Source organism: Paradesulfitobacterium aromaticivorans, from assembly GCF_054657415.1.
This window is the reverse complement of record NZ_BAAHYT010000004.1, coordinates 180,241-203,901: the sequence shown is the minus strand read 5'-3', so window position 1 is coordinate 203,901 and position 23,661 is coordinate 180,241. Positions and strand designations below refer to the sequence as shown.

Genomic DNA, 23,661 nt, shown 5'->3' with positions numbered 1-23,661 from the left:
AACGTCGATAGGAAGCGATACTTCTTACTGGCGTTCTTTTATATTTCATCCCGATCAAACAGTAAACCGAAACGGGTTTTATATACAGGCCCTCCGCATTGCTCGCAATAGCGTGCATCTTTGTCACCGATGTATCCACAAGGAGTTGTCGGGTGACTGATAGGTTCGGCAAAGAGATGTGTTCCACATAACTTGCAGAAAAGTGCTTCTTCGGCTATGTGGGCGTTTCCGCAGTTTGGACAATAGGCGTAACGACCATCCTTATTGATATCAGGTGTAGGAAGGAACGCAGGTAATTCAGGCTCGGGATTCCTTTGAATTCTACTGTGGATTCGTAACGTTGATTCGTCTGCACATATTGTCCTGAATTCAAGGAATTTTGTAAACGGAGGAATAATGCTTAACATTGAATCATGCAGTTTTCGCTTATCGTCAATAAGCTCGCGGATTGCTCGTTCTCGGCTATCTGCTGCCTTAGCTGATAAACCACAGATATCTTGCAATTCGGCAGAAGCATGGCAACCAATGCGGTAAACGATGAATTTTGGAGCTAAAAGTTCACCGGCAAAAATATGTGCTTCTTGCTCTATCTTATTGTATTCCTCGTCGGACAGCGACCATTTAGTTATCGATACTTTCGAACTGGATAGGTGACCTAAAACTATATGACCAAGCTCGTGCGCTACTGTCCAGCGTATGCGTCCATAAGGTTCAACTTGTTCATTTATTACAATTGAATATTTCCCGGTATCCGGGTCATAAATTGCTAGGCCGTCTTCTCCGTAGATTACGTCATCTATGAGAGATTGACGGTCTATTTTTGTTTCTTCAGACAATTCTTCGATTGTCACTATTCTGATTTCAACGTTGTTTGCTTCAGCATAATTGTCAACTAGCTCGAAGATATCAACAGGAAGCCAGTCAACTCCGTATTTTTTAATAAATTCATGCGCAGCTTCTGTGGCGAAGGCGTAATCAACGCCGCCATCACCCAGTTTCTTACTCCTTTTTGAAGGCATCTGGATACAACGACTCCAATACTTTTCGAATTTTGGTCAGTTCTTCGTCCGGCAGATTTTCTGTTGCACGAAAGATGGCACGCAGATCTGAATTTTGAATCAAATCAATAATTGTCTCCCGTTCTGCATCTCCACGAAGAGCTAACTTTACCTTTTTTAATGCTTCTTCACTTACATTGCTTTGATTATCACGATCGCGGCCAGCTGCACGTAGCTCCACGTCCATGTCTTCTTTCGCATCAGCGGTAACTGAAAAAGCAATAGCGGCTTTACCAAGTTGTTCATCAATTTGAATTTTCAAAAGTGTATCTAATGGTATGTCAAGAACAGCGGCAATTTTTGCTAAGGACTCTGCCGACGGTTCACGCAACCCGTTTTCAACATAATCAATGAAAGACTTAGACATGCCGGTTTTCTCTGCTAATACTCTTGCGGGTATTTTGTTTTCTTTCCGCAAGTTTTTAATATATTGGCCGAGTTTCTTTCCCATGCGATGACCTCCTTTCTCGGAGATACAACTCCTTGTAGTAATAATAACATAGTTCCCACTTTAAGTAAAGAATATTCGTTAAGAAGACTTGTTTTTAAAATATGTCTGTGCTACAATGAAATTACCACCAATAGTGGTAATTAAAACTCAGTATTATACTGATTGTGTTAGCGATAACCGTGCGTTGCATACCGCTTTCGCAGAAATATATTACCACAATCAGTAATAAAAATCAAGGTCTTTATGACAGAAAGGAGGTTAAAAGCCTATGAGTAATACAATTCATTTTCCCATCGTCGTGCAGTGTCCTTGGTGTGAGAAGGGTGAAACTCTTGCGGATAAGCCAGCTGACATTAAGATCTCGTGCCAGTGTCCAAGATGCGGTCGCATCTATCATGTAGATTTTTCAACATTGAAAGTTGAAAAGGCAGCGGCAATACGAAGAAAGAGAGGAGCTTAGCAGCCCTCTCACTACAACTGAATAAGAAGTTACTGACTGAGTCACTAGGGGCGATGAAAAGCCACCACTAAGGCCGGAGTAACGCTGGAAACAGCGGATACTTGCGGCCTTTTTCCATTTGTCTAGTAATTTCGCGATATCTCCTGTTTCCGGCGCTCCGGAAAAAACGAAAAGGAGATATCGAACAATGAAATATGATTATCACTTCAACAATGAAACCATCACTATCGAAGTTCAAGAGGACGATTATGACATACTCATCGAGCTTGACCGATTGGAGCGCAACGTCAATCAAAAAGAAACCCGCCGCCATGCTTCACTGGACGCATTTAATCTCGACGGGAATCTATTCCCAGCAGACGTGGATGTAGAAGCCGAATGTATCCAAAACGAAGAATACCAAGCGCTTTACAAAGCCATAGATCAGCTTTTGCCGCAGCAGCAGGAGCTCATCAAAAAAGTGTTTTTTGAGAAGCGCACCATCGTAAGCATCGCCCGTGAAGAAGGCGTCGGCGAAAGCGCAATACGCGATCGACTAAACCGCATTTATAAAAAACTGAAAGAAAATCTGAAATAGACCCTGCGGATTCGCTTCTGTCGTGAGCTACCTATGGAGAGCACAACAACACCGCTCTCCAGAAAAGAGGTAAGAGCGATGAAGCATGAGCTAAAAATCAGCATCCGTAGGGCACCGTTTGAAGGTAGCGTTGTTAAAAATCAGACGGTTACCCTACGGGAGCGGCTTCTGAAGCGACTGTTCGGCGAAAAGCACAGGGTGATGGTCATCGTTCCCGGCGATAGCGTTGAGCGTGTATCGATTTCAGAGCTGCCGGAGGAGGGTAACGAAGATGAACGAGCGTGACCCCACTCCGAAAATCCCAATGACTATTAAGGCGAAAGCCTACCGCCATCAAATAGAGGCCTTCAATTTCGTTTGTAAGTGTTTTGGCCTCTTTGCGGAGGGAGGTGCTTCCGATGCCAAAGGTCGAGGTGACCTGCCGGATTTGCGGCAAGCCTTTCCTAAAGCCGGAAACCCAAGTCCGTGAAAACAATTTCTGCTGTGTAGAGCATTTTCGTCAGTGGAATTCGAAGCGCATGTCGGAATACAACAGCAGCACCAATCCCATGAACCAACCCGGCGGCGTAATGGAAGCACGTATCAAACGCAGTCATGCTATGCGGGGTACTGGTGAAGGCAAAGCTTATAGAAAATTACTGGGAAAGCATGAACACCGCAGGATTGCTGAAGCGATACTTGGCAGGCCGCTTAAAGAAGGCGAGGTTGTCCATCACCTCGACGGGAACAAGCTGAACAATGATCCAGCAAACCTTGAAATTTTACCCTCACAAGCAGAACATGCAAGGATTCATTTTTCAAAGAAGAAAGCGAGGTGATGCATATGAACATTTCCAAAGGCTGTGGAGCTGCACTCCTGATGGAAATGGGTTAACTAAGGCACAGGAAAAAGCCTTACTGCCATTGCTGTGGCGGGAGCGCTGTATGACGAAAATCGCATACGCCGCGTTCTGATTGTCGCACCTCTATCCATCTTAGGTGTCTGGCAGGAGGAATTCTCCAAGTTTGCGGCCTTTGACTATAACCTTGCGGTGCTGACCGGCTCCGGTGCAAAGAAAATTGATACCTTAAGACACCTGAATGGCGATGCGCTTCAGGTCGCGGTTATCAACTATGAATCAGCGTGGCGGCTGGAAAAGGAGCTTGCTGCGTGGCATCCGGAGCTGATCATTGCCGATGAAGGGCACAAGATCAAAACCCATAACATAGCAGCAAGTAAAGCCATGCACCGACTTGGGGCCGGAACGCGGTACCGGCTGTTATTAACCGGTACGCCGGTGACCAACAAAGCCATCGATGTGTTCAGCCAATACAAGTTTTTAAATCCTGCAATATTCGGTCAAAGCTTCTATGCCTTCCGGAATCGGTATTTTGACATGGTTGGTTACGGTAACCATACACCGGTACTTAAAAAGTCGATGGAGCGGGAACTGACCGAGCGGATGCATTCCATTGCATATCGTGCCACAAAAGCAGAGTGTCTCGATTTGCCGGATACAACTGATATCGTTCGCAAGATCGAGCTGGAGCCGCAGGCGATGCGTCTTTATCGAAATCTTGTCAAGGACAGCTATGCGGAGCTTTCAAAGGGCGAGGTTACGATTACCAACGTTCTGACGAAGCTGTTACGGCTATCCCAACTAACCGGCGGTTTTTTAGGCAGTGATGAGAGCGCATCGACTGAACAAGTCAGTACGGCCAAGCTGGAGGTGCTGGAGGATATTATCGATTCAGCTTTGGAAGAAAACCAGAAGCTGGTTATTATTGCGCGCTTTGTGCCGGAGTTAAACGCCATTTGCAGGCTGCTGGATAAAAAGGGTGTGCGTCACTCGCTCATCATGGGCGGCGTGAAGAACCGCGACGAACAGGTATCACAATTTCAAAATGATCCCAATGTTCCTGTATTCGTTGGGCAGATCGCAACGGCGGGTCTTGGCATCACACTTACGGCGGCCAGCACCATGGTGTTTTATTCGCTGGATTATTCCATGAGCAACTTTGAGCAGACAAAAGCCCGGATTCACCGAGCAGGCCAGCGAATGCCCTGCACCTACATTTATTTAACAGCCACCGGAACAGTAGATGAGAAGGTCTTAAAAGCACTGAAGAACAAGGCTAATCTTGCAAAAATGCTGGTGGACGATTACAGAACGGGACTGAATCCATTCCAATAAGAGAGAGGAGATACCTATGTACGATTCAGAGAAAATGTTTGAACTTGCGGATCGCCTGAAAGAACTGCGAGACACGAAAAAGGAGCTTGAGCAGCAGCTAAAGTCAATTAATACCGAGCTTGACGAAGTGGACTTTAGCTTGGCAACAGCCATGCTGGAATCAGAAACACAAAACTTTACCCGCTCCGGCGTTATGTTTTGCCTAACCAACACAACCCGCGCATCTGCTGCAGCGGACCGCAAAGATGAGCTTTTTGCAGCCTTGCGCGCTGAAGGTTTTGGCGGGCTGATCTATGAGACCGTTAATGCCAATTCACTATCTGCTTTCGTAAAAGAGCAGATCGCGGAAAACAACGATACCCTTCCGGACTGGCTAAACGGGCTGGTAAATGTATTTGAAAAAACCACTGTGGGCGTCCGCAAGGCGACCCGTAAATAAGAAAGCGAGGAAAAAAGACTATGAAAAACAATGAGCTTACCACAAATAACAGCACTTTTTTGAAGTTGAAGGACTTTGATTTATCCATTGCACTTTCCGATGAGCTGGCAGGCCTTACCGGAAGCTTTGAGCGCATCAAAATTCCTGCCGCAGGCAGTACGGTCTTTGAAATCCCCAGTGAAGATCCGAACAACCCCGAAGCGGTCAAGGAATTTTCAGCAGTGATCCTTTATCATCACCCGCTCTATGCCTACTACAAAAACAAATACACCGGCGGCTCTAATCCTCCCGATTGTGGTTCCTTTGACGGCATCACCGGTGAGGGAGACCCGGGCGGCAACTGCAACACCTGTCCATATAACCAGTTTGGCTCCGGTGAAGGCAGTGGAAAAGCCTGCAAGAATCGTCGCCGCATTTATCTGCTGCGTGAGGGCGAAATCTTCCCGATGTTGTTGTCACTCCCAACCGGTTCCTTGAAGGACTTTACCCGTTACCTGATGCGCCTGCTTTCCAAAGGTAAGAAGTCCAATGCGGTGGTTACGTGCTTTACCCTGAAAAAAGCCACAAATTCAAGTGGCATTGCCTTTTCACAGGCACAGTTCACCGTAGATCGCAACCTGACACCTGAGGAGTATGCCTTGGTAAATGAGCTATCCGAGCAGGTCAAAGCCTTTAGTACCCGCGTTGGTTATGATGCGGAGCCTTCTGGCGATCGTCTGCCACAAAATGTCGATCCCGAAACCGGAGAGGTTATAGAGCCTCTCGTCTAACACAAAAGCTGAAGGTCGGGCGGGCACTTTTCCGCTCGGCCTCCTGCAGCAGATAGGAGCCAATATGGAATATAAATGTATAACAAGGCTGGACGAGATTGCTGCCTATTTGGAAGGTGCTAAGCTCATAGCCTTTGACTTTGAAACCTCACCAACAGAAAAGTATCGACAAGATGAGCGCGCGGCTTTGGATGCACATAAAGCCCAGATCACCGGCATGAGCTTTTCAGTAGCGGAGGGTAGTGCCGTATATGTGCCCTTGACTCATAAGGTGGGTAAAAATGTGGAAAATCCTGATGTCATTCTTCAATATTTTAAAAAAGCGTTATTTGAAAACACCCAAGTAACGAAGGTCGCTCATAACCTTGCATTTGAAGCCATGTTTTTATATGCCCAAGGCATCGTACTCCAGGCGCCATGCTACGATACTATTGCCGCTGCACAATTGACACTGAAATCGAAGTGGGAATTTCGTGGTCTTTCCGACAGCGGTCTGAAATTACTGTCAACCTCCCTTTTCGGTGCGGAGATGCCGGACTTTCAAACGGTAACCAGCGGCCGCCACTTTGACGAATTGGATCCGCAGGAGCAGGAGACAATTCGCTACGCTTGTGCCGACTCGGATTATACGCTGCGACTGTATCATCGCTTTAATGGCTGGTTTGATCGCTTTCTCCCTTCGCATCGATATATAGCAGAAAAGCTTGAAGCACCTACGGCAGTTTACTGCGGCATCATGAAATATAACGGGATTCCAATGGACAAGGCTACCATGCTCAAAAAGCAGGCTGAAGCGGAGGAACAGCTGTCAAGGCTGAAAACCGAAATTGATGCTATAACTGGCGGCATTCATATTGGAGCCAATGCGAGCACCTCCGCCTTTAAACAGCATCTATATAAAGACCTCAGATTACCGGTATTAAAAACAACGGAGAAATATCAGGAGGCTGCCGATGATCAAGCGCTGATTATGCTTCGCGACTGGTGCCAAGAGAACAAACCGGAGCTGGTACGTTTGTTTGATTTAATTCAAGAGTACCGCAAATGGGGCAAGCTCAAAAGCACCTACATCGACGGCTATTTGCAGCACATTAATACTGCCACCGGTAGAATACATCCGGACTTAATGCCGCTGGGAACCGAAACCGGACGCTTTGCAGCAAGAAATCCAAACCTTCAAAATTGCCCCAGAAAGGACAATGACCCGGTAGGCGTACGCAGCTTCATCGTTGCACCGGAGGGTAAGGTAATTCTTTCTCTGGACTTCTCCCAGATCGAGCTTCGTGTGGGTGCATTTTACTGCAGGGATGAAAAGATGCTGGAAACCTACCGCACCGGCGGGGATATCCATGCGCAGACCACCTCGGTCATTTATAACATTCCGTTTGCTGAGGCAGTAGATAAAAATGCGAAAGGATATAAGGAGCGCCGTACCATCGCTAAAAACTGCAACTTCGGAGTATTTTATGGCTTGTTTGCCAATGGGCTGCAGCGCACGCTTCAGTTCAAGGCCGGACTTCATACAACAAAAGAAGAGTGTGAGACCATCATCAATAACCTCAAGGCCGGATATCCCGGCTTAGCAAAATGGCAAAACGAGACGAAAACAAGCGCTGCCAATACCTGCTACACCGAAACATGGCTCGGCAGACGAAGGTATCTCATCAGCATGCTTTCTGAGGATTGGGGTAAGCGCTCCTTTGCACAGCGTTGTGCACTCAATACCCCGATTCAAGGCACAGCGGCAGATATTTTGAAGCTGGTCTGTGGTCGCGTTATCGCCGGACTTCCCGAAAGACCATGGCTGAAGCCGCTCTTACAGATCCACGACGAGTTGGTATTTGAGATGCCAAACGATAAGGTGGATGAGGCAGTGAGATTTATCAAGTCTTGTATGGAAGCAAAGCCCTTCCCTGAGTTTGATGTACCGATTGTCGCAGAAGCAGCGGTCGGCGATAGCTTTGGCAACTTAAAGGAACTGGAGGTGTAGCGATGAGCATTAACAAATTCAATGCTGAGGGATATTACGATCCCACAGCCTATGAAGCGTTAACCAATATCGAGCACGAAGCAAAGAAGCAGCCATTTCGACCGCTGGTGTTTATCTGCTCTCCCTATGCAGGGGACATTGAGAGAAATACCACGAACGCTCGCCGCTACAGCCGATTTGCGGTACAGGAAAACTACATACCCCTTGCACCGCATCTTCTGTTTCCTCAGTTTCTTGATGATACCAATCGTAAAGAACGTGACCTCGGTTTATTCTTCGGCATGGTTCTGATGAGCAAGTGTACGCAGGTGTGGGTGTTTGGTGATGTGATCACTGCGGGCATGACAGTAAAAATCGAAAAAGCAAAGCGCCGAAAGCTGGTGCTTCGTTACTTTGATACGGATTGCAAGGAGGTGTCAGCCGATGAGTTATCCAAAGGAGCTTACTGAGCGAAAGCAGTGGATCTGTTGGCGCTTGGTTCCGGATAAAACAGGTGGTAAGGATAAAAAGGTGCCCTTCAATCCTACCACCGGCAAGACGGCATCTTCCAACAAGCCGGATACCTGGACAGACTATGCAACAGCCGCCGACGCACTGGAGCGCTATGGCTATACGGGACTGGGATTCGTTTTTACAGAGGACGATGAGTTCATTGGAGTAGACATCGACCACTGCTGTGACACGGATACTGGGACATTTAATGAGATCGCAACAGCCATACTTGCCAAGCAGCCGACCTATGCAGAATACTCGCCATCGGGCGAGGGTGTACATCTGTTATTCAAAGGCACCATGCCCGAAGGTGGCAATAAAAATACCACCACCGGCGTGGAGATGTATGGCAGTCTGCGCTACTTCACCATGACAGGACAGAAGCTCCCTAATGCGCCCGATGAAATCGCAGCTGACAATGGCACGCTAAGCTGGATTCATGAAACCTATATCCGGCCGAAAAAGAAACATAAGAAAAAGAGCAAAGCAAAAAGCAAGTCAAAAACGATCGCCCTTACCGACGAGGAGCTGCTGGAAAGGGCTCTGGAATCCGGTGACGGCGAAGCCTTCTCCCTACTATGGGAAGGAAAATGGCAGGACAGCTTTGCAAGCCAGTCAGAGGCGGATTTATCCCTTTGCTGTAAGCTTGCCTTCTGGTCCGGAAAAGACAAAGAGCAAATGGACAGGCTTTTTCGGCGGTCCGCTTTGTACCGGGACAAATGGGATGAAAAGCATCATGCCAGCGGTGCTACGTATGGCGAGGAAACGCTGAACAAGGCAATCGAAGCGACGGGAACCACCTACAGCCCCGGCGGCGAGGCGGTTATTTTCGAATATGATGGCCGGTATTTCCGCTCCAAGGGTGAAAACATCTATCCCATTACAAACTTTCTATTTCAGCCGGTCGAGATGATCGTGGCAGAGGAGGAAACACAGCTCACTGCGGATCTTCTTACCATACGCGGTGAAACCTTTCGTTTGACCTTTATGACCACTGACTTTGCCAATCAGCAGAAGTTTAAAAGCATACTCAATCGTCGAACCATAGCCCTTGGCTACTTTGGCTCGGATGGCGATCTGGAGCTGCTCAAAGGCTATATTTCCGAGCTGGATTGGCCTACGAAAACAGGAGTTAAGGCGGTGGGAATCTATAGGCACGAAAAACGTCTGGTCTTTGTTGCTACGGAGGGTGCAGTGGAGGCGGGAGAGGTTCAGGTTCCAGACTTGGTACAGCTTGAAAAATACAAAAGTATTGATACAGAAATCCTCAAATCCGACCTGCTGAAAAAGGAGCAGCTTCAAAAGCTCGGCGAGTGGCTCATATCATATAACGAGCCTGCCAAAACAGTGTCAGTGCTTGCGTGGATGGCAGGGTGTTTTATCAAAGAGCATTTAAGGCATAACAATGTCAAGTTTCCGCACCTGATGCTGATCGGCGAAGCTGGCAGCGGTAAAAGCAATACATTAGAGCGCGTGATTCTGCCTGTATTTTCAAGGACAAAGGTCATTGCAGCAGGCCAGACGACCGCCTTTACCCTGATGAAGGACTCGGCTTCTTCAAACCTGATACCCCAGGCACTGGATGAATTCAAGCCTTCAAAGCTCGATAAATACAAGCTGGATGCACTGTATAACCATTTTCGTAACAGCTATGACGGCCATGAAGGCATACGTGGTCGTGCGGATCAAACCACTGTCAGCTATGAGCTTTTGGCACCGCTGGTTGTCGCCGGTGAGGAATCGGCAGATGAAGCAGCGGTCAGGGAGCGAAGCATAGAGCTGCTGTTTTCCAAGAAGGATCTAAAGCCAGCGGAATATCGCGCAAACTTCGCAAGACTGTGCGCTAAGCCTGAGCTTCTTGGAAGCTTCGGACGAAGTCTTCTGGAGATGGCATTACAAGCAAGCTTTTCCGAGGTGCAAAAATGGTATGAGGAAGGCCTCGGCAGCTTTGCAAAGGAGCTACCTACCAGAGTGATCAATAATCTGGCTTGCTGCTACGTAGGACTATGTCTCATTGAAAAGTTGTGTATTTCTATCGGTTTATCTTGGCAGGAGGTGTTTCCGTATAACCGGGAAACCTGTCGAAAGTATCTGGAGTATGCGGCCAAAGAATATCTGCTGGATGGCAATACCAGCAATAAAAGTGTCGTTGAGCAGACGCTGGAGATCATGTCCCGCATGGGGCTGGATCCAAAAAGTGAGTACTCAATCTGCGAGGACGGTAAGGTGCTGGCCCTTTGGCTTAATCATGTGTATGACCGTTACACCAAATATCGTAAGGATTATGCCATTGTGGGAGAAACCTTGACCTACGCACAGTTTAAGAAACAACTGCAGCACTGCGACTTCTTTTTGGAAAGCAATGTTCAAAAACGACTGGGTACAGAAAATCGCAAGGTATGGACGCTGGATTACACGCTGCTTAAGGCCCGATGCGATGTCAGCGGCTTTGAGATCACAGAAATTGAACCTTTATAATTTGTAACTTGTAACCTCATAACCTAAAAAATTAGAGCTACGCAGGAAACGAGATTTTTTTATCGCGTGCGCGCGTGCGTATACACGTAAAAATATGTAGACCTATAAATTTGGTAGTTACAAGGTTACAAGTTACAGGAAGGAGAAAACGGATGTCGGAAAAGGATATCACAAATTTAATACTTCGCTTTTTAAAAACTGTGCCAAACTGTTTTTGTTGGAAAGAGCATGGCGGGCTCTATGGTACATCAGGGATTCCAGACATCGTTGCCTGCATTAATGGCCGGTTCTATGCATTCGAGGTAAAGACAGAGGCCGGGAAGGTAACAAAGCTGCAGAGAGCAACAATCAAGAAAATCCTAGCTGCTGGTGGTACGGCTGTGGTCGTGCGCACAGTTGATGAGGTGCGGGCAGTACTGAAGCAATCGGGGCTTGCCCTCCGCAATGAACAATGAATTAGAATATACTGCAGAAGCTGCGTTTAAGATATAAGAGCTATGCATACACGAGCACACTGCTGCAATGCCTCACTGTGAAACTTAAATTTTACGGAGGTAAAGCGTATGCATCAGAATCAAACAACAATTGATGACTACCACACAGAGGATGAATATACAAAACTGGCAAACGCCATTATCCTGCAAGCGGTCAAGGATTATCGAGATGCTTTAAGAAGGCTGGCAAAGCATCCATATAACAACATGGCACTTTCAGAAAAACAGGAAGTAGAGAGGTTTTTCCGTTCGGACTGGTTTGAAGTGCTGACCAGTATCGATCCGGAAATACTGATTCGAAAGCTAAATGCGGAGGTGGCATGATGAACGCAAAAAATTATCTTGGACAGGCGTTTCGGCTGGATCAGCGGATCAACAGTAAACTGGAGCAAGTAGCTTCTCTTAATGAGCTGGCCACCAAAGCAACCCACACGCTGACAGGTATGCCTAGGAATCCCAATCGCGCTACGTCGACGATGGCGGATGCGGTTGCTAAAATCATCGACCTGCAAGCTGAGATCGACCGAGACATTGATCGGCTTATTGATTTGAAACGAGAAATCATAGACATCATCAAAGCGGTGGACAATACGGAATGTCAGACGCTTTTGGAGCTGCGCTACCTGTGTTTTAAATCTTGGGAGCAAATCGCGGTGGACATGGGATATAACGTGCGTCATGTCTATCGTATGCATGACTTAGCCGTCTCTTTGATTAAGGTTCCTGAAACGAGTCAGTAAATGTCACTGTTTGTCACTATAGCCTGCGTGTTATCATTACAATAGAAAAATAGCATGAAGAGAAGCCTTCGTGGGAGCAATCCTGCGGAGGCTTTTGTATTTCCTGAAATGAGGTGACAAAGTGCCAAGGAAACCGAAGCGTGCCTGCCAACAACCCGGCTGTCCAAATCTGACCGATGGTCTTTATTGTGAGCAGCATCAGCGGGAGGCCAACGCTCGCTATAACAAATACGAACGCGATCCAGAGAGCAACAAACGCTACGGTCGTAAATGGAAACGCATACGAGACCGCTACATCAAAGCACATCCCTTGTGTGAGGAGTGCCAGAAGCGAGGTAAGCTAGTGCCTGCTGAAGAGGTGCATCACATCCTACCTCTTTCGCGCGGCGGCTCCAATGCAACGGACAATCTGATGTCGCTGTGTAAGTCCTGTCACTCATCCATTACTGTCCGAGACGGTGACCGGTGGGGGCGATAAAATCTCTAAAAACTTTTCAAGCGGACAGCGGCGCGGGGCTTCGCGCGTGAAATCGCGGTTTCAAGAGGGGTATATGCCCCGTAATTTTAGGAAAGGTAGGTGAAGCCTATGGCAAACGGACATGGTGGTGCGCGTCCTGGCTCCGGCCAAAAGAAAAAAGCCTTGACGGACAAGCTCAAGGAAGGCAATCCCGGCCATCGCAAATTAACGGTAATCGAGTTTACTGATACGGCTGAGCTTAAAGGCGAGACAATGCCCGAGCCGCGCGAATATTTATCTGCACCCCAGAAAAACGGTAAGCAGCTTATGGCGGTAGATATCTTTAAAAAGACCTGGACATGGCTTAATGAACGCGGCTGTGCCGGGTATATTCCGACGCAGCTGCTGGAGCAGTATGCCATGAGTGTGTCTCGTTGGATCCAGTGCGAGGAGTGCATTACGGAGTTTGGTTTTCTGGCGAAGCACCCGACCACCGGTAATGCAATACCGTCACCTTATGTGGCAATGAGTCAAAACTTTATGAAGCAAGCAAACAATCTATGGTTTCAGATTTACCAGACGGTAAAAGAAAACTGCACCACTGATTATCAGGGCACTAATCCTCACGATGATGTGATGGAAAGACTTCTGGCAGCTCGGCGCGGCGGTAAATAACAAGGATTGGAGAGATGAAAATGAAACAATATTTAACAGCAGAAAGTGTCTGCATGGGACATCCGGATAAGCTATGCGATTTGATCGCGGACAGTATTCTCGATGCCTGTCTTCGCAAGGATCGCTCCTCTCGAGTGGCTTGTGAGGTAATGGCTACCAAGGGCAAGATTATCGTGGCGGGCGAGATCACCTGCAGCGGTAAGGTGGATATTCGCTTCGTGGTGAAAAGGGTTCTGCGGGACGTGGGCTACAATCCAAACAAATTTTTAATTCTCGTCTTTGTTCATAAACAAAGCGCGGACATTGCAACTGGTGTGGATAAGGCGCTGGAAGCTCGAAACGGCGATACCAGTTGGTATGGATCCATCGGTGCCGGGGATCAAGGCACTGTGTACGGTTACGCCACAAACGAAACGCAGGAACTGCTGCCATTACCGGTCGTTTTGGCCCACAGGATTACACGCCGCTTAGATTTGGTGCGCAAAGAGGGTCTGATCAAAGGCTTGCTGCCTGACGGAAAAGCTCAGGTGACAATTGAGTATGAAAACGGCGAAGCAAAGCGCGTGAAGACAATTATTGTTTCTGCTCAGCATATTGCAGACAAATCGACCGAGGATTTGCGAGAGGATATTATTCGTTGGGTGCTATGGAACGCCTTTGAGAAGTTCCCCTTTGATAATGATACGGAAATCCTTGTGAACCCTTCTGGCCGTTTTGTGGAGGGCGGGCCTTCAGCAGACACAGGACTTACCGGAAGAAAGCTCATGGTTGACACCTATGGTGGCCTTGCACCTCATGGTGGCGGAGCCTTCTCCGGAAAGGATCCAACTAAGGTTGATCGCAGCGGCGCATACATGGCTCGCTATATCGCCAAGCACATCGTTTGGAGTGATTATGCGAAGCGTTGTGTGGTCAGCATTTCTTATGCCATTGGCAAGGCGGATCCAGTTGCCTTTGAAGTAGACACACTGGGAACGGGCACCGTACCCGATGCCGTTTTACGCGAAGCCGCGCTCAAGGTATTTAATTTAAGACCGGCAGCAATGATTGAAAAGCTAAACCTTCGAAACACCATTTATGCGGATACCGCGACCTATGGTCATTTTGGAAAATGGCAGGGCTCGTGGGAGGATGTCAATCAATACAAGGATTATAGAGAGGCGGTGACAGCGCTTGTTGATTGAAAAAATACCAGTAGCAAAGCTGAATCCGGCCACATATAACCCCAGAAAGGATCTAAAGCCTGGAGATAAAGAATACGAAAAACTAAAGCGCTCCATTACTGAGTTTGGCTATGTGGAGCCTGTCATTTGGAATAAGCAGACTGGCAACGTGGTCGGCGGTCATCAGCGGCTTAAAGTGCTATCCGATCTCGGCCAAACGGAAGTCGACTGTGTGATCGTCGAGCTGGATGAAGCGCGTGAAAAAGCGCTGAACCTGGCTTTGAATAAAATTCAGGGTGACTGGGATGAGACGAAGCTGGCCGCGATTATGGCAGAGTTTGATGCAACCAGCTTTGATGTATCAATCACCGGCTTTGATGCCGACGAGGTAGATGCGCTCTTAAACAAGTTTTACTCAAAAGAAGCGATACAAGATGACTTCGATGTCGATAAAGAAAAAGACGCCATCGAAGCCGCAGGGGAAACACGAACGAAGCCCGGAGACATTTTGCTATTGGGAAATCATCGCCTGCTTTGTGGCGATAGCACCAGCGAGCAGGACTTTTCCAGTCTGATGGACGGGGCTCATGCAGCATGTGCTGTGACCTCACCTCCCTATGGTGTGGGCAAGGAATATGAGAAAGCGGGCATCGAGCCTTGGTTTGACACCATGCGACCTGCAATCAAGAACATCTGTAAGCACGCGGACATTATCTGTTGGAACATTGGTGATTTATTTGCGACAGGAACCCAGTTCATTGAGCCAACGGAAATGTACAGCATAGGAATGTTCAATGACAATGGTTTTCGTCCAATTTGGATTCGCATTTGGAAAAAGCAAGGCATGAACTTCGGCAATGCTCCCTATCATCTGGTGACTAATAAGCCGGTGCAGCAGTACGAATATGTGACAGCCTTTGCCGGACAAGAGACAGAGGAATACAACGATCAGGAATATGCTTGGGTATCTGCCTTTGCCGGACACAGTTATAAATTCGTGAAGCGCCTTACCAAAGAGGAAAGAAAAAAGTGGGGCTATGCCGGTATCTGGGAGATTGCTACGGTACGCGCCAACAAAGAACATCCTGCCATGTTTCCGGTGGAGCTGCCTTGGCGGTGCATTAAGATGCATTCGGACAGAGGCGCGATTGTTTTGGAACCCTTCGGCGGCTGTGGTACAACCCTCATTGCCTGCGAGCAAACCGAACGCCGCTGTTATGCAATGGAGATATCTCCGGTGTACTGTGATCTGATTGTCAAACGGTGGGAAACCTTCACAGGTGAAACTGCCTTAAAACTGGAGGTATAGCATGGAAAACACAATGGTTATAAAGCGCATCCCAGCCGGGCGGCTTAAAGCAGCAAAGTATAATCCGAGAAAGGATTTAAAGCCTGGGGATCCTGAATATGAGAAACTGAAACGCTCTATTCAAACCTTCGGGTATGTGGAACCGATTCTTTGGAATCAAAGGACGGGCAATATTATCGGCGGTCACCAGCGGTATAAGGTGCTGCTTGATTTAGGGCATACGGAAATCGACTGTGTTGTTGTGGATATGGACTTGGCCAATGAAAAAGCGCTTAATGTTGCACTGAACAAGGTTTCCGGCGATTGGGATATTCCCCTTTTAACCGAGCTTTTAAAGGATATCAGCGCCAATGGCTTTGATGTATCGCTAACCGGTTTTGATGCCGCAGAGATGGATTCACTGTTTCGGGATAGCGTAGTTGCAGGAGTCAAAGAAGACAGTTTTGATGAGCCTTTACCGGAAAAGCCGATTTCCCGCCAAGGAGATATCTGGCTGCTGGGAAGACACAAGCTCATCTGTGGAGATAGCACAAAGCCCGACACATATACAGCCCTGATGGACGACCAACATGCCAACCTTGTAGTGACTGATCCGCCATATAACGTGGCTTATGAAGGTACCGCCGGTACCATCCAGAACGACAACATGGACAGCGCCAAGTTCCACGCATTTTTACTGTCAGCTTTTCGCTGTATGTATGAGAAGCTTGTAGACGGCGGGAGTATTTATGTATTCCACGCAGACCGGGAAACCGTCAACTTTCGAACCGCCTTTACCGAGGCGGGTTTTTTCTGCCATCAGACCTGTATCTGGATAAAGAATGTGCCGGTGCTTGGCCGCTGCGTTTATCAGTATAACCACGAACCGGTGCTTATGGGCTGGAAACCGACAGCAGGACATCAGTGGTATGCAGATCGAAAGCAGCGCACCACCTGGAATTTCGACCGGCCGTCAAAGAGTAAATTTCACCCGACTATGAAACCGGTAGCTTTGGTTGCTTATCCGATCGTTAACAGCAGCTTATCCAATAGCATTGTGCTCGACCCCTTTAGCGGTAGCGGAAGCACTCTTATTGCCTGCGAGCAGACGGGACGAATCTGTCATACGATCGAGCTTGACGAAAAATACGTCGATGTGATTGTAAAGCGGTATCTGGAGTTTAAGGGCTCGGATGCAGAAATTACCCTCTTGCGCGGCGGCGAAAAAATGAGCTATGAAAAAGTTCAGAATACAGTCAAATAAGTCTTGCTATATCACAGCTTTCGAGCAATATATGTACCTACCAAAAATGAAAGGTGGTACGAATATGGAAATCAATTATAACGTTACTGGTGAGAAACGAAAGGCTCTGATTCAGGCTATTGGCGAGCTGTTGGATGTAAAACCTAAATATCTTGGCGCGCCCTCCTTTTCTTATGAGCTTGGAGACATCAGCGTCGATAAACAAGGGACCGTTCTTTTTAAAGAAGATACCAGCCAAGAAGACATGGATAGAATCCTGGACGGTTTGCTGGAGCGCGGTTTTGAATGTGTTGTTCCGGATAGCTTTGTCATCGAGCTGCCTCGAGAAGGCATCAGCGATTTGGCAATCGAGAATCTCAAGCAAATTGTCGAAGGCAAAGCAGAGCTGATCAAAAAGGCGCTGGGGGCTGATGCTCTTGAGATTACGGTTACAGAAGACAAGATCGGCTTTCCATGGTTTGAGCGCTTACCTGCTCCAGAAGAACTCAGCGCCTATGCACGTTTTGTTGGGCATTTGGTATTGATGGCCAAAACACTCCAACGAGTCAACACAACAACAAAGACAGTGGAAAATGAAAAATATGCTTTTCGATGCTTTCTGCTTCGTTTGGGCTTTATCGGCGAAGAGTATAAGGAAACGCGCAAAGTGCTGCTAAAGAAATTAAGTGGCAGTTCGGCATTTAAGTCCGGCGCAAAGGATAAGGAGGTGTCCGAATGAAGCAAATCCATCCTGGAATGCTGAAGCAGCTTCGTGATTACTATAAGCCGGGCACCCGCGTCATGCTTGTGCGCATGGACGACACATATAGCAAGCTGCAGCCCGGCGATAGTGGTACCGTTTCTTTTATTGACGATACCGGAACTGTATTTGTGAATTGGGATTGTGGCAGTTCCTTAGGCGTAGTTTTTGGCATTGATGAGATCCGAAAAATTGAAGAATAGAGCACTATAAATTACACAATTCCAAGACGTAGAAGCTGTGTATTTATGCACTTTATGTAGCCGAATTGCCTTGCTACGCAAGGTTTATTCTGACCGGCAAAGACGAATAATTATCCGGGCAAACCGGCACATACAAAGGAGCTCCACTGAGGGTTCCTTTTTTCATGTCTATTTTTATGGAAGGAGGCGGTGACAATAAGAAAACTAAAGAAATACACTCCAACTCGTTTTATGGCGAAGGATTCAGTTTACAGTAAAGCCGCCGCCGACTATGCAGTCGCATTTATTCAAGCACTGCGTCATACCAGCGGTATATGGGATGGCCAGCCTTTTGAACTTATAGATTGGCAAGAACGGATTATCCGTGATGTGTTTGGTGTTCTCAAACCGAACGGGTATCGACAGTTCAACACAGCCTTTATTGAAATACCAAAGAAGAATGGAAAGTCCGAGCTTGCTGCAGCAGTCGCCTTACTGTTGACCTGCGGTGATGGCGAGCAGCGTGCCAAGGTATACAGCTGCGCTTCTGATAAAAACCAAGCGAAGATAGTATTTGAGGTAGCTGTGGCAATGGTGCGTAAATCACCGGCGTTAAGTAAACGCGTAAAAATACTTGAATCTACAAAGACGCTAATATTTACACCAACTGAGAGCACTTATCAGGTGCTTTCAGCCGACGTAGCGAATAAGCATGGTTTCAATACACATGGCGTCATTTTTGATGAGCTGCACACGCAGCCCAACAGAAAGCTATTTGATGTTATGACCAAGGGCAGCGGAGATGCTCGGATGCAGCCACTGTATTTTCTGATTACCACAGCTGGCGACAATACGAATTCTATCTGCTACGAGGTGCATCAAAAGGCACAGGATATTCTTTCTGGACGTAAGACGGATCCGACCTTTTATCCAGTTATTTACGGTATCGAAGAGACAGATGACTGGACGGATCCAAAAGTATGGAAAAAAGCAAATCCCTCTCTTGGAATTACAATCGGTATAGATAAAGTGAAAGCGGCTTGTGAAAGTGCAAAGCAAAACCCAGCAGAAGAAAACAGCTTCAGGCAGCTTCGCCTTAATCAATGGGTAAAGCAGGCTGTGCGCTGGATGCCTATGGATAAATGGGACAAATGCGCCTTTGCTGTTGATCAAAGTAGCCTCAAGGGACGTGTTTGTTACGGCGGCCTCGATCTTTCCTCTTCAACGGATATCACCGCTTTTGTGCTGGTGTTTCCCCCGATTGATGAGGATGACAAATACATTATCCTGCCATACTTTTGGATACCAGAGGAAAACCTCGAACTGCGTGTCCGGCGTGATCACGTGAATTATGATTTGTGGGAGAAACAAGGTTTTCTTCAAACCACCGAAGGCAATGTCGTTCACTATGGCTTTATTGAGGCATACATTGAGCGTCTAGGTTTAGAGTATAACATACGTGAAATCGCCTTTGATCGCTGGGGTGCTGTTCAGATGGTGCAGAACCTTGAAGGTATGGGCTTCACTGTCGTTCCCTTTGGGCAAGGCTTCAAGGATATGTCGCCTCCAACGAAGGAACTAATGAAGCTGACACTGGAGCAGAAAATCGCACATGGCGGGCATCCAGTACTTCGGTGGATGATGGACAACATTTTTATTCGAACAGACCCTGCAGGCAATATTAAGCCCGATAAGGAAAAATCGACGGAGCGTATCGATGGTGCGGTTGCGACCATCATGGCTCTGGATCGAGCAATACGTTGTGGTAATGGTACGAGCGCTTCGATTTATGACCAGCGCGGCTTGCTTGTATTTTAATTAAGGAGAGTGATGTCTATGGGAATACTACAAGGAATATTTAAGGCACGCGACAAGCCTAAGGACGTTCTTGGCGGTAGCCGCTACAGCTTCTTTTTCGGAAGCACTACTGCGGGAAAACCTGTCAATGAGCATACAGCTATGCAGATGACAGCGGTTTATTCCTGTGTAAGAATACTATCCGAGACGCTGGCTGGGCTACCGCTCCATGTGTACCGCTACAACGATTCAGGCGGCAAAGAGAAACACCTCACTCACCCGTTGTATAAGCTGCTCCATGATGAACCAAACCCTGAGATGACTTCTTTCGCGTTTCGAGAAACGCTTATGAGTCATCTTTTGTTATGGGGAAATGCATACGCACAGATTATCCGGAACGCTCGAGGCGAGGTCGTTGCACTTTATCCACTGATGCCAAACAAAATGACGGTCGATCGCGATTCAGCAGGTCGGCTTTTTTATTTGTATCAGCGAAGCTCAGAGGATAATCCTTCCCTTGGAAAGGACAGTCAGGTCTACCTTGCTCCGCCCGACGTCCTGCACATCCCTGGACTGGGTTTTGACGGGTTGGTCGGCTACTCACCTATTGCGATGGCAAAAAATGCTGTGGGGCTTGCTATTGCCACCGAAGAATACGGGGCTAAGTTCTTCGCCAACGGAGCCGCACCCGGCGGCGTGCTGGAGCACCCGGGTACCATCAAGGACCCGCAGAAGATTAAGGATTCGTGGAACGCTGCCTACCAAGGAAGTGGAAATGCGCACAAGGTAGCTGTACTTGAGGAAGGCATGAAATATCAGCCCATAGGTATCTCACCCGAACAAGCGCAGTTTCTGGAAACTCGGAAGTTTCAGATCAACGAGATTGCCCGCATATTCAGAGTTCCACCACATATGCTTGCCGATCTCGAAAAGAGCAGCTTCTCAAACATCGAACAACAGTCACTGGAGTTCGTAAAGTACACGCTCGATCCATGGGTGGTACGCTGGGAGCAAGCTATGTGCCGGACGCTTTTGTCTGATAGTGAAAAGCCACAGGTGTTTATCAAATTTAATGTGGATGGGCTTTTACGCGGTGACTACGCCTCCCGAATGAGTGGCTATGCCACTGCAAGACAAAATGGTTGGATGTCGGCTAATGACATCCGCGAGCTTGAGAACCTTGATCGAATTCCAGCTGAGCAAGGCGGCGATCTGTACCTTATCAATGGTGCTATGACGAAGCTATCTGACGCAGGCATATTTGCAGGGACAACCAACAAAGAAACGGAGGAAACCAAATGAAGAAATTCTGGAATTGGGTACGAAATGCGGATGAAAGTCGCACGCTGTATCTCGATGGTGTTATCGCTGAAGAGAGCTGGTTTGACGATGACATCACACCCGCAGCCTTCAAACAGGAACTCATGAATGGCAGTGGCGATATAACCATCTGGCTCAATTCACCTGGAGGTGACTGTGTGGCGGCCAGTCAGATTTATACCATGCTCATGGACTACAAAGGCAAGGTCACCGTCAAGATCGACGGCATCGCCGCATCGGCCGCTTCTGTAATTGCAATGGCAGGAACAACTGTATTGATGGCTCCCACAGCTTTGATGATGATTCACAATCCATTGACCGTTGCCATTGGGGATACAGAAGAGATGCTGAAGGCTGTTGCAATGCTGGACGAAGTGAAAGAATCCATTATCAATGCTTACGAAATCAAGACAGGCCTCTCACGCGCTAAGCTGTCACACCTAATGGACGGCGAGACTTGGATGAATGCGCATAAGGCGATTGAACTTGGTTTTGCCGATGCGCTCATCGAGGATGAAAAAAAACGTACCCTTGAACAAGAAGATGAGATCAGCTTTGCCTTTAGCCGCCGAGCGGTTACAAATTTGCTATTAAGCAAGGTGAATCGAAAGCTGCCAGTAAAGCCACTCGAAAACAAGAAAAACGAAAAAATGGAATCCATAGAATCGTTGGAAAAACGGCTTAATTTATTGAAATTACAAGGAGGGAAATAACATGAATAAGATTCAGGAACTGCGCGAAAAGCGCGCTAAGGCTTGGGACGCAGCCAAAGCGTTTCTTGATACCAAACGCGGTAATGACGGTATGCTTTCAGCGGAAAATGTTGCAATCTACGAAAAAATGGAAAACGATGTATTGACTTTGGGAAAAGAGATTGATCGTTTGGAGCGTCAAGCAGCACTGGATGCGGAGCTCAACAGACCTACTGCTGATCCGATTACAAGCAAGCCAGTAAATCCTTCAGCAGAGCTTAAGACTGGCAGAGCGACAGATGAATACAAACGTGCCTTCTGGAATGTGATGCGTTCCAAGAATCCTCGATATGAAGTAATGAATGCGTTGCAGGTAGGTACTGATAGCGAGGGTGGTTATCTTGTACCCGACGAATTTGAGCGGACATTAGTACAAGCCCTTGAGGAAGAGAACATTTTCCGTACCCTCGCAAAGATCATTCAAACCTCCAGTGGCGATCGTAAAATTCCCGTTGTTACCACTCATGGCTCTGCTTCTTGGCTGGATGAAGAGGAGCTTTATCCCGAAAGCGATGAGGTATTTGGACAGACCTCCATTGGAGCATACAAGCTTGGTACCTTTATCAAGGTTAGTGATGAATTGCTCAATGACTCCGTATTTGACCTGCAGAGCTATATCAGTACTGAATTTGCTCGTCGTATCGGTCATAAGGAAGAGGAAGCCTTCTTTGTTGGTGATGGCTCTGGTAAACCTACCGGGATTTTTGCTGCTACAGGTGGTGCTCAGCTTGGTGTAACTGCAGCAAGTGCAACAGCTATCACCGTTGACGAGGTTATCGACCTGTTCTATAGCCTGAAAGCTCCGTATCGGAAAAAGGCAGTGTTCGTCATGAACGATGCTACAGTCAAAGCCATCCGCAAACTGAAGGATGGTCAAGGTCAGTACCTATGGCAGCCATCACTGACAGCGGGCGCTCCGGATACCATACTGAATCGTCCGGTGTACACCTCAGCCTATGTTCCCAGCATTGAAGCTGGCGCAAAAACTATAGCCTTCGGTGACTTTGGTTACTATTGGATTGCCGACCGTCAGGGACGTTCCTTTAAGCGACTTAACGAGCTCTTTGCTACTACCGGTCAAGTAGGCTTTATGGCAACGCAGCGTGTGGATGGCAAGCTTATTCTGACTGAAGCTATCAAGGTGCTTCAGCAGAAGGCTTAAAGGAGGTGCTTTTATGAGCTATAATGCAAAAAACTATACCGAGCAAGGTGGCGAGAAAACCGTCATCGGCGGTACGCTGGAAATCAAGGAGGGAGCCTCGGTAACGGGGCTTCCTTCTTCAACAATCTCACTTGCCACAGAAGCAGCTATTGGCGGAGTGAAAGCGGCTGCAAAAACCGAAATGGATACGGTTCCCGCCAAAATCGGAGAGGACGGCAAGCTTTATGTACCTACTTATCCGAGCATAGAGGAGATACCAGTCTTAGAAAATCAAGCAAATAGCACAGCCTCTGACATTGCAGGTCTGGTAACAGATTTTAATGCACTACTTTCCAAGCTTAAATCTGCAGGGCTTATGGCCGCTGACATTCAGGGATAGTAAAAGGAGTAGGCTCTAATGGAATTATTACTGGATAAAGTGAAAGCAAATCTTATATTAAATCACAGCGAGGATGATGAACTTCTGCAGATGTACATTACCGCTGCCGTAGCCTACGCCGAGAGTTACCAGCATCTTCCTGAAGGTACCTATACAGGAATCGCCATGCCACCAACAACGGAGCAGGCTGTCATTATGCTGGTGAGTCATTTTTATGAAAGCAGAGACGGTTCAACCGGTGGTTTCTTCTCCGATAATGTACAGGCTGGGCAGCAGGTATGGCATACGGTTAACTTGCTGCTTCAACTTGACCGGGATTGGAAGGTGTAAGTATGAGCGTTGTGCAAAGAGGGGTGGTGG

The 23,661-nt window shown here is 47.5% G+C and carries 27 protein-coding genes; 25 read left to right on the top strand and 2 right to left on the bottom strand.

What is annotated here, in order from left to right; all coding sequences use genetic code 11:
- Positions 1 to 38: 38 nt before the first annotated feature.
- Positions 39 to 1,019, bottom strand: coding sequence for an ImmA/IrrE family metallo-endopeptidase (locus ACYQ2N_RS01730; RefSeq protein ID WP_459997227.1), 981 nt, complete (start codon positions 1,017 to 1,019; stop codon positions 39 to 41).
- Positions 1,000 to 1,509 carry a helix-turn-helix domain-containing protein gene (locus ACYQ2N_RS01725; RefSeq protein WP_459997225.1) on the bottom strand — a complete coding sequence of 170 codons (510 nt, stop codon included), beginning with the start codon at positions 1,507 to 1,509 and terminating at the stop codon, positions 1,000 to 1,002. The genes ACYQ2N_RS01730 and ACYQ2N_RS01725 overlap by 20 nt, the downstream gene beginning before the upstream one ends.
- A 647-nt stretch (positions 1,510 to 2,156) precedes the next feature.
- On the opposite strand from ACYQ2N_RS01725, the gene ACYQ2N_RS01720 reads away from it, so the two are divergent.
- The 25 genes from ACYQ2N_RS01720 (at position 2,157) to ACYQ2N_RS01600 (ending at position 23,631) form a co-directional block, all read left to right on the top strand.
- Positions 2,157 to 2,546 (top strand): RNA polymerase sigma factor, encoded by a 390-nt coding sequence (locus tag ACYQ2N_RS01720; RefSeq protein WP_459997223.1) that lies wholly within the window; start codon positions 2,157 to 2,159, stop codon positions 2,544 to 2,546.
- Positions 2,547 to 2,624: 78 nt separating this feature from the next.
- A complete protein-coding gene (locus ACYQ2N_RS01715; protein WP_459997222.1) occupies positions 2,625 to 2,831 on the top strand; it encodes a hypothetical protein in 207 nt (68 codons plus the stop codon).
- A gap of 113 nt (positions 2,832 to 2,944) precedes the next feature.
- Positions 2,945 to 3,364, top strand: a complete 420-nt coding sequence (locus tag ACYQ2N_RS01710; RefSeq protein WP_459997220.1) for an HNH endonuclease signature motif containing protein — start codon at positions 2,945 to 2,947, stop codon at positions 3,362 to 3,364.
- Between the two features lie 90 nt (positions 3,365 to 3,454).
- Entirely contained in the window at positions 3,455 to 4,720 is a 1,266-nt protein-coding gene (locus ACYQ2N_RS01705) for a DEAD/DEAH box helicase (RefSeq protein ID WP_459997218.1), read from the top strand.
- Between the two features lie 16 nt (positions 4,721 to 4,736).
- On the top strand, positions 4,737 to 5,159 hold the full coding sequence (locus ACYQ2N_RS01700; protein ID WP_025434858.1) for a gp33 family protein: 423 nt from the start codon (positions 4,737 to 4,739) through the stop codon (positions 5,157 to 5,159).
- Positions 5,160 to 5,179: 20 nt separating this feature from the next.
- Complete coding sequence (locus ACYQ2N_RS01695; RefSeq protein ID WP_459997216.1) at positions 5,180 to 5,929, top strand: hypothetical protein; 750 nt, start codon at positions 5,180 to 5,182, stop codon at positions 5,927 to 5,929.
- Between the two features lie 64 nt (positions 5,930 to 5,993).
- The gene (locus tag ACYQ2N_RS01690; protein ID WP_459997214.1) at positions 5,994 to 7,919 is read left to right on the top strand and encodes a bifunctional 3'-5' exonuclease/DNA polymerase; all 1,926 of its coding nucleotides are present in this window, start codon (positions 5,994 to 5,996) and stop codon (positions 7,917 to 7,919) included.
- Positions 7,920 to 7,921: 2 nt separating this feature from the next.
- Positions 7,922 to 8,368: a DUF7768 domain-containing protein gene (locus tag ACYQ2N_RS01685; protein WP_459997212.1), complete on the top strand. Its 447-nt coding sequence runs from the start codon at positions 7,922 to 7,924 to the stop codon at positions 8,366 to 8,368.
- Positions 8,343 to 10,889: a phage NrS-1 polymerase family protein gene (locus tag ACYQ2N_RS01680; RefSeq protein ID WP_459997210.1), complete on the top strand. Its 2,547-nt coding sequence runs from the start codon at positions 8,343 to 8,345 to the stop codon at positions 10,887 to 10,889. The genes ACYQ2N_RS01685 and ACYQ2N_RS01680 overlap by 26 nt, the downstream gene beginning before the upstream one ends.
- A 152-nt stretch (positions 10,890 to 11,041) precedes the next feature.
- Entirely contained in the window at positions 11,042 to 11,344 is a 303-nt protein-coding gene (locus ACYQ2N_RS01675) for a VRR-NUC domain-containing protein (RefSeq protein WP_459997208.1), read from the top strand.
- A 108-nt stretch (positions 11,345 to 11,452) separates the two neighbouring features.
- On the top strand, positions 11,453 to 11,707 hold the full coding sequence (locus ACYQ2N_RS01670; protein ID WP_459997206.1) for a hypothetical protein: 255 nt from the start codon (positions 11,453 to 11,455) through the stop codon (positions 11,705 to 11,707).
- Positions 11,707 to 12,123, top strand: a complete 417-nt coding sequence (locus ACYQ2N_RS01665) for a DUF1492 domain-containing protein (protein ID WP_459997204.1) — start codon at positions 11,707 to 11,709, stop codon at positions 12,121 to 12,123. Before ACYQ2N_RS01670 ends, ACYQ2N_RS01665 begins: the two co-directional genes overlap by 1 nt.
- 121 nt (positions 12,124 to 12,244) lie before the next feature.
- Positions 12,245 to 12,601, top strand: a complete 357-nt coding sequence (locus tag ACYQ2N_RS01660; protein ID WP_459997203.1) for an HNH endonuclease — start codon at positions 12,245 to 12,247, stop codon at positions 12,599 to 12,601.
- A 108-nt stretch (positions 12,602 to 12,709) separates the two neighbouring features.
- Positions 12,710 to 13,255 carry a P27 family phage terminase small subunit gene (locus ACYQ2N_RS01655; protein ID WP_459997201.1) on the top strand — a complete coding sequence of 182 codons (546 nt, stop codon included), beginning with the start codon at positions 12,710 to 12,712 and terminating at the stop codon, positions 13,253 to 13,255.
- A 20-nt stretch (positions 13,256 to 13,275) separates the two neighbouring features.
- Positions 13,276 to 14,439 carry a methionine adenosyltransferase gene (metK, locus tag ACYQ2N_RS01650; RefSeq protein WP_459997199.1) on the top strand — a complete coding sequence of 388 codons (1,164 nt, stop codon included), beginning with the start codon at positions 13,276 to 13,278 and terminating at the stop codon, positions 14,437 to 14,439.
- On the top strand, positions 14,429 to 15,727 hold the full coding sequence (locus ACYQ2N_RS01645) for a site-specific DNA-methyltransferase (protein ID WP_459997197.1): 1,299 nt from the start codon (positions 14,429 to 14,431) through the stop codon (positions 15,725 to 15,727). Before metK ends, ACYQ2N_RS01645 begins: the two co-directional genes overlap by 11 nt.
- 13 nt (positions 15,728 to 15,740) lie before the next feature.
- Positions 15,741 to 16,970, top strand: coding sequence for a site-specific DNA-methyltransferase (locus ACYQ2N_RS01640; protein WP_459997291.1), 1,230 nt, complete (start codon positions 15,741 to 15,743; stop codon positions 16,968 to 16,970).
- Between the two features lie 64 nt (positions 16,971 to 17,034).
- On the top strand, positions 17,035 to 17,688 hold the full coding sequence (locus ACYQ2N_RS01635) for a sugar phosphate isomerase family (protein WP_459997195.1): 654 nt from the start codon (positions 17,035 to 17,037) through the stop codon (positions 17,686 to 17,688).
- Positions 17,685 to 17,912: a DUF4314 domain-containing protein gene (locus ACYQ2N_RS01630; RefSeq protein WP_459997193.1), complete on the top strand. Its 228-nt coding sequence runs from the start codon at positions 17,685 to 17,687 to the stop codon at positions 17,910 to 17,912. Before ACYQ2N_RS01635 ends, ACYQ2N_RS01630 begins: the two co-directional genes overlap by 4 nt.
- A gap of 195 nt (positions 17,913 to 18,107) precedes the next feature.
- Complete coding sequence (locus ACYQ2N_RS01625) at positions 18,108 to 19,709, top strand: terminase large subunit (protein WP_459997290.1); 1,602 nt, start codon at positions 18,108 to 18,110, stop codon at positions 19,707 to 19,709.
- Positions 19,710 to 19,727: 18 nt separating this feature from the next.
- The gene (locus tag ACYQ2N_RS01620; protein ID WP_459997190.1) at positions 19,728 to 20,990 is read left to right on the top strand and encodes a phage portal protein; all 1,263 of its coding nucleotides are present in this window, start codon (positions 19,728 to 19,730) and stop codon (positions 20,988 to 20,990) included.
- Positions 20,987 to 21,721, top strand: coding sequence for a head maturation protease, ClpP-related (locus ACYQ2N_RS01615; RefSeq protein WP_459997188.1), 735 nt, complete (start codon positions 20,987 to 20,989; stop codon positions 21,719 to 21,721). The genes ACYQ2N_RS01620 and ACYQ2N_RS01615 overlap by 4 nt, the downstream gene beginning before the upstream one ends.
- 1 nt (position 21,722) lies before the next feature.
- Positions 21,723 to 22,922, top strand: coding sequence for a phage major capsid protein (locus tag ACYQ2N_RS01610; protein WP_459997186.1), 1,200 nt, complete (start codon positions 21,723 to 21,725; stop codon positions 22,920 to 22,922).
- A 13-nt stretch (positions 22,923 to 22,935) separates the two neighbouring features.
- Complete coding sequence (locus tag ACYQ2N_RS01605) at positions 22,936 to 23,301, top strand: hypothetical protein (RefSeq protein WP_459997185.1); 366 nt, start codon at positions 22,936 to 22,938, stop codon at positions 23,299 to 23,301.
- A gap of 18 nt (positions 23,302 to 23,319) precedes the next feature.
- Entirely contained in the window at positions 23,320 to 23,631 is a 312-nt protein-coding gene (locus ACYQ2N_RS01600; protein WP_459997183.1) for a head-tail connector protein, read from the top strand.
- The last annotated feature ends 30 nt before the right edge of the window (positions 23,632 to 23,661 follow it).

Excerpts from the sequence above, each read along its gene's own strand:
- ACYQ2N_RS01730 (WP_459997227.1), bottom strand. The coding sequence starts at position 1,019 with ATGCCTTCAAAAAGGAGTAAGAAACTGGGTGATGGCGGCGTTGATTAC.
- ACYQ2N_RS01725 (WP_459997225.1), bottom strand. The coding sequence starts at position 1,509 with ATGGGAAAGAAACTCGGCCAATATATTAAAAACTTGCGGAAAGAAAAC.
- ACYQ2N_RS01720 (WP_459997223.1), top strand. The coding sequence starts at position 2,157 with ATGAAATATGATTATCACTTCAACAATGAAACCATCACTATCGAAGTT.
- ACYQ2N_RS01715 (WP_459997222.1), top strand. The coding sequence starts at position 2,625 with ATGAAGCATGAGCTAAAAATCAGCATCCGTAGGGCACCGTTTGAAGGT.
- ACYQ2N_RS01710 (WP_459997220.1), top strand. The coding sequence starts at position 2,945 with ATGCCAAAGGTCGAGGTGACCTGCCGGATTTGCGGCAAGCCTTTCCTA.
- ACYQ2N_RS01700 (WP_025434858.1), top strand. The coding sequence starts at position 4,737 with ATGTACGATTCAGAGAAAATGTTTGAACTTGCGGATCGCCTGAAAGAA.
- ACYQ2N_RS01695 (WP_459997216.1), top strand. The coding sequence starts at position 5,180 with ATGAAAAACAATGAGCTTACCACAAATAACAGCACTTTTTTGAAGTTG.
- ACYQ2N_RS01690 (WP_459997214.1), top strand. The coding sequence starts at position 5,994 with ATGGAATATAAATGTATAACAAGGCTGGACGAGATTGCTGCCTATTTG.
- ACYQ2N_RS01685 (WP_459997212.1), top strand. The coding sequence starts at position 7,922 with ATGAGCATTAACAAATTCAATGCTGAGGGATATTACGATCCCACAGCC.
- ACYQ2N_RS01680 (WP_459997210.1), top strand. The coding sequence starts at position 8,343 with ATGAGTTATCCAAAGGAGCTTACTGAGCGAAAGCAGTGGATCTGTTGG.
- ACYQ2N_RS01675 (WP_459997208.1), top strand. The coding sequence starts at position 11,042 with ATGTCGGAAAAGGATATCACAAATTTAATACTTCGCTTTTTAAAAACT.
- ACYQ2N_RS01670 (WP_459997206.1), top strand. The coding sequence starts at position 11,453 with ATGCATCAGAATCAAACAACAATTGATGACTACCACACAGAGGATGAA.
- ACYQ2N_RS01665 (WP_459997204.1), top strand. The coding sequence starts at position 11,707 with ATGAACGCAAAAAATTATCTTGGACAGGCGTTTCGGCTGGATCAGCGG.
- ACYQ2N_RS01655 (WP_459997201.1), top strand. The coding sequence starts at position 12,710 with ATGGCAAACGGACATGGTGGTGCGCGTCCTGGCTCCGGCCAAAAGAAA.
- metK (WP_459997199.1), top strand. The coding sequence starts at position 13,276 with ATGAAACAATATTTAACAGCAGAAAGTGTCTGCATGGGACATCCGGAT.
- ACYQ2N_RS01640 (WP_459997291.1), top strand. The coding sequence starts at position 15,741 with ATGGTTATAAAGCGCATCCCAGCCGGGCGGCTTAAAGCAGCAAAGTAT.
- ACYQ2N_RS01635 (WP_459997195.1), top strand. The coding sequence starts at position 17,035 with ATGGAAATCAATTATAACGTTACTGGTGAGAAACGAAAGGCTCTGATT.
- ACYQ2N_RS01630 (WP_459997193.1), top strand. The coding sequence starts at position 17,685 with ATGAAGCAAATCCATCCTGGAATGCTGAAGCAGCTTCGTGATTACTAT.
- ACYQ2N_RS01620 (WP_459997190.1), top strand. The coding sequence starts at position 19,728 with ATGGGAATACTACAAGGAATATTTAAGGCACGCGACAAGCCTAAGGAC.
- ACYQ2N_RS01615 (WP_459997188.1), top strand. The coding sequence starts at position 20,987 with ATGAAGAAATTCTGGAATTGGGTACGAAATGCGGATGAAAGTCGCACG.
- ACYQ2N_RS01610 (WP_459997186.1), top strand. The coding sequence starts at position 21,723 with ATGAATAAGATTCAGGAACTGCGCGAAAAGCGCGCTAAGGCTTGGGAC.
- ACYQ2N_RS01605 (WP_459997185.1), top strand. The coding sequence starts at position 22,936 with ATGAGCTATAATGCAAAAAACTATACCGAGCAAGGTGGCGAGAAAACC.
- ACYQ2N_RS01600 (WP_459997183.1), top strand. The coding sequence starts at position 23,320 with ATGGAATTATTACTGGATAAAGTGAAAGCAAATCTTATATTAAATCAC.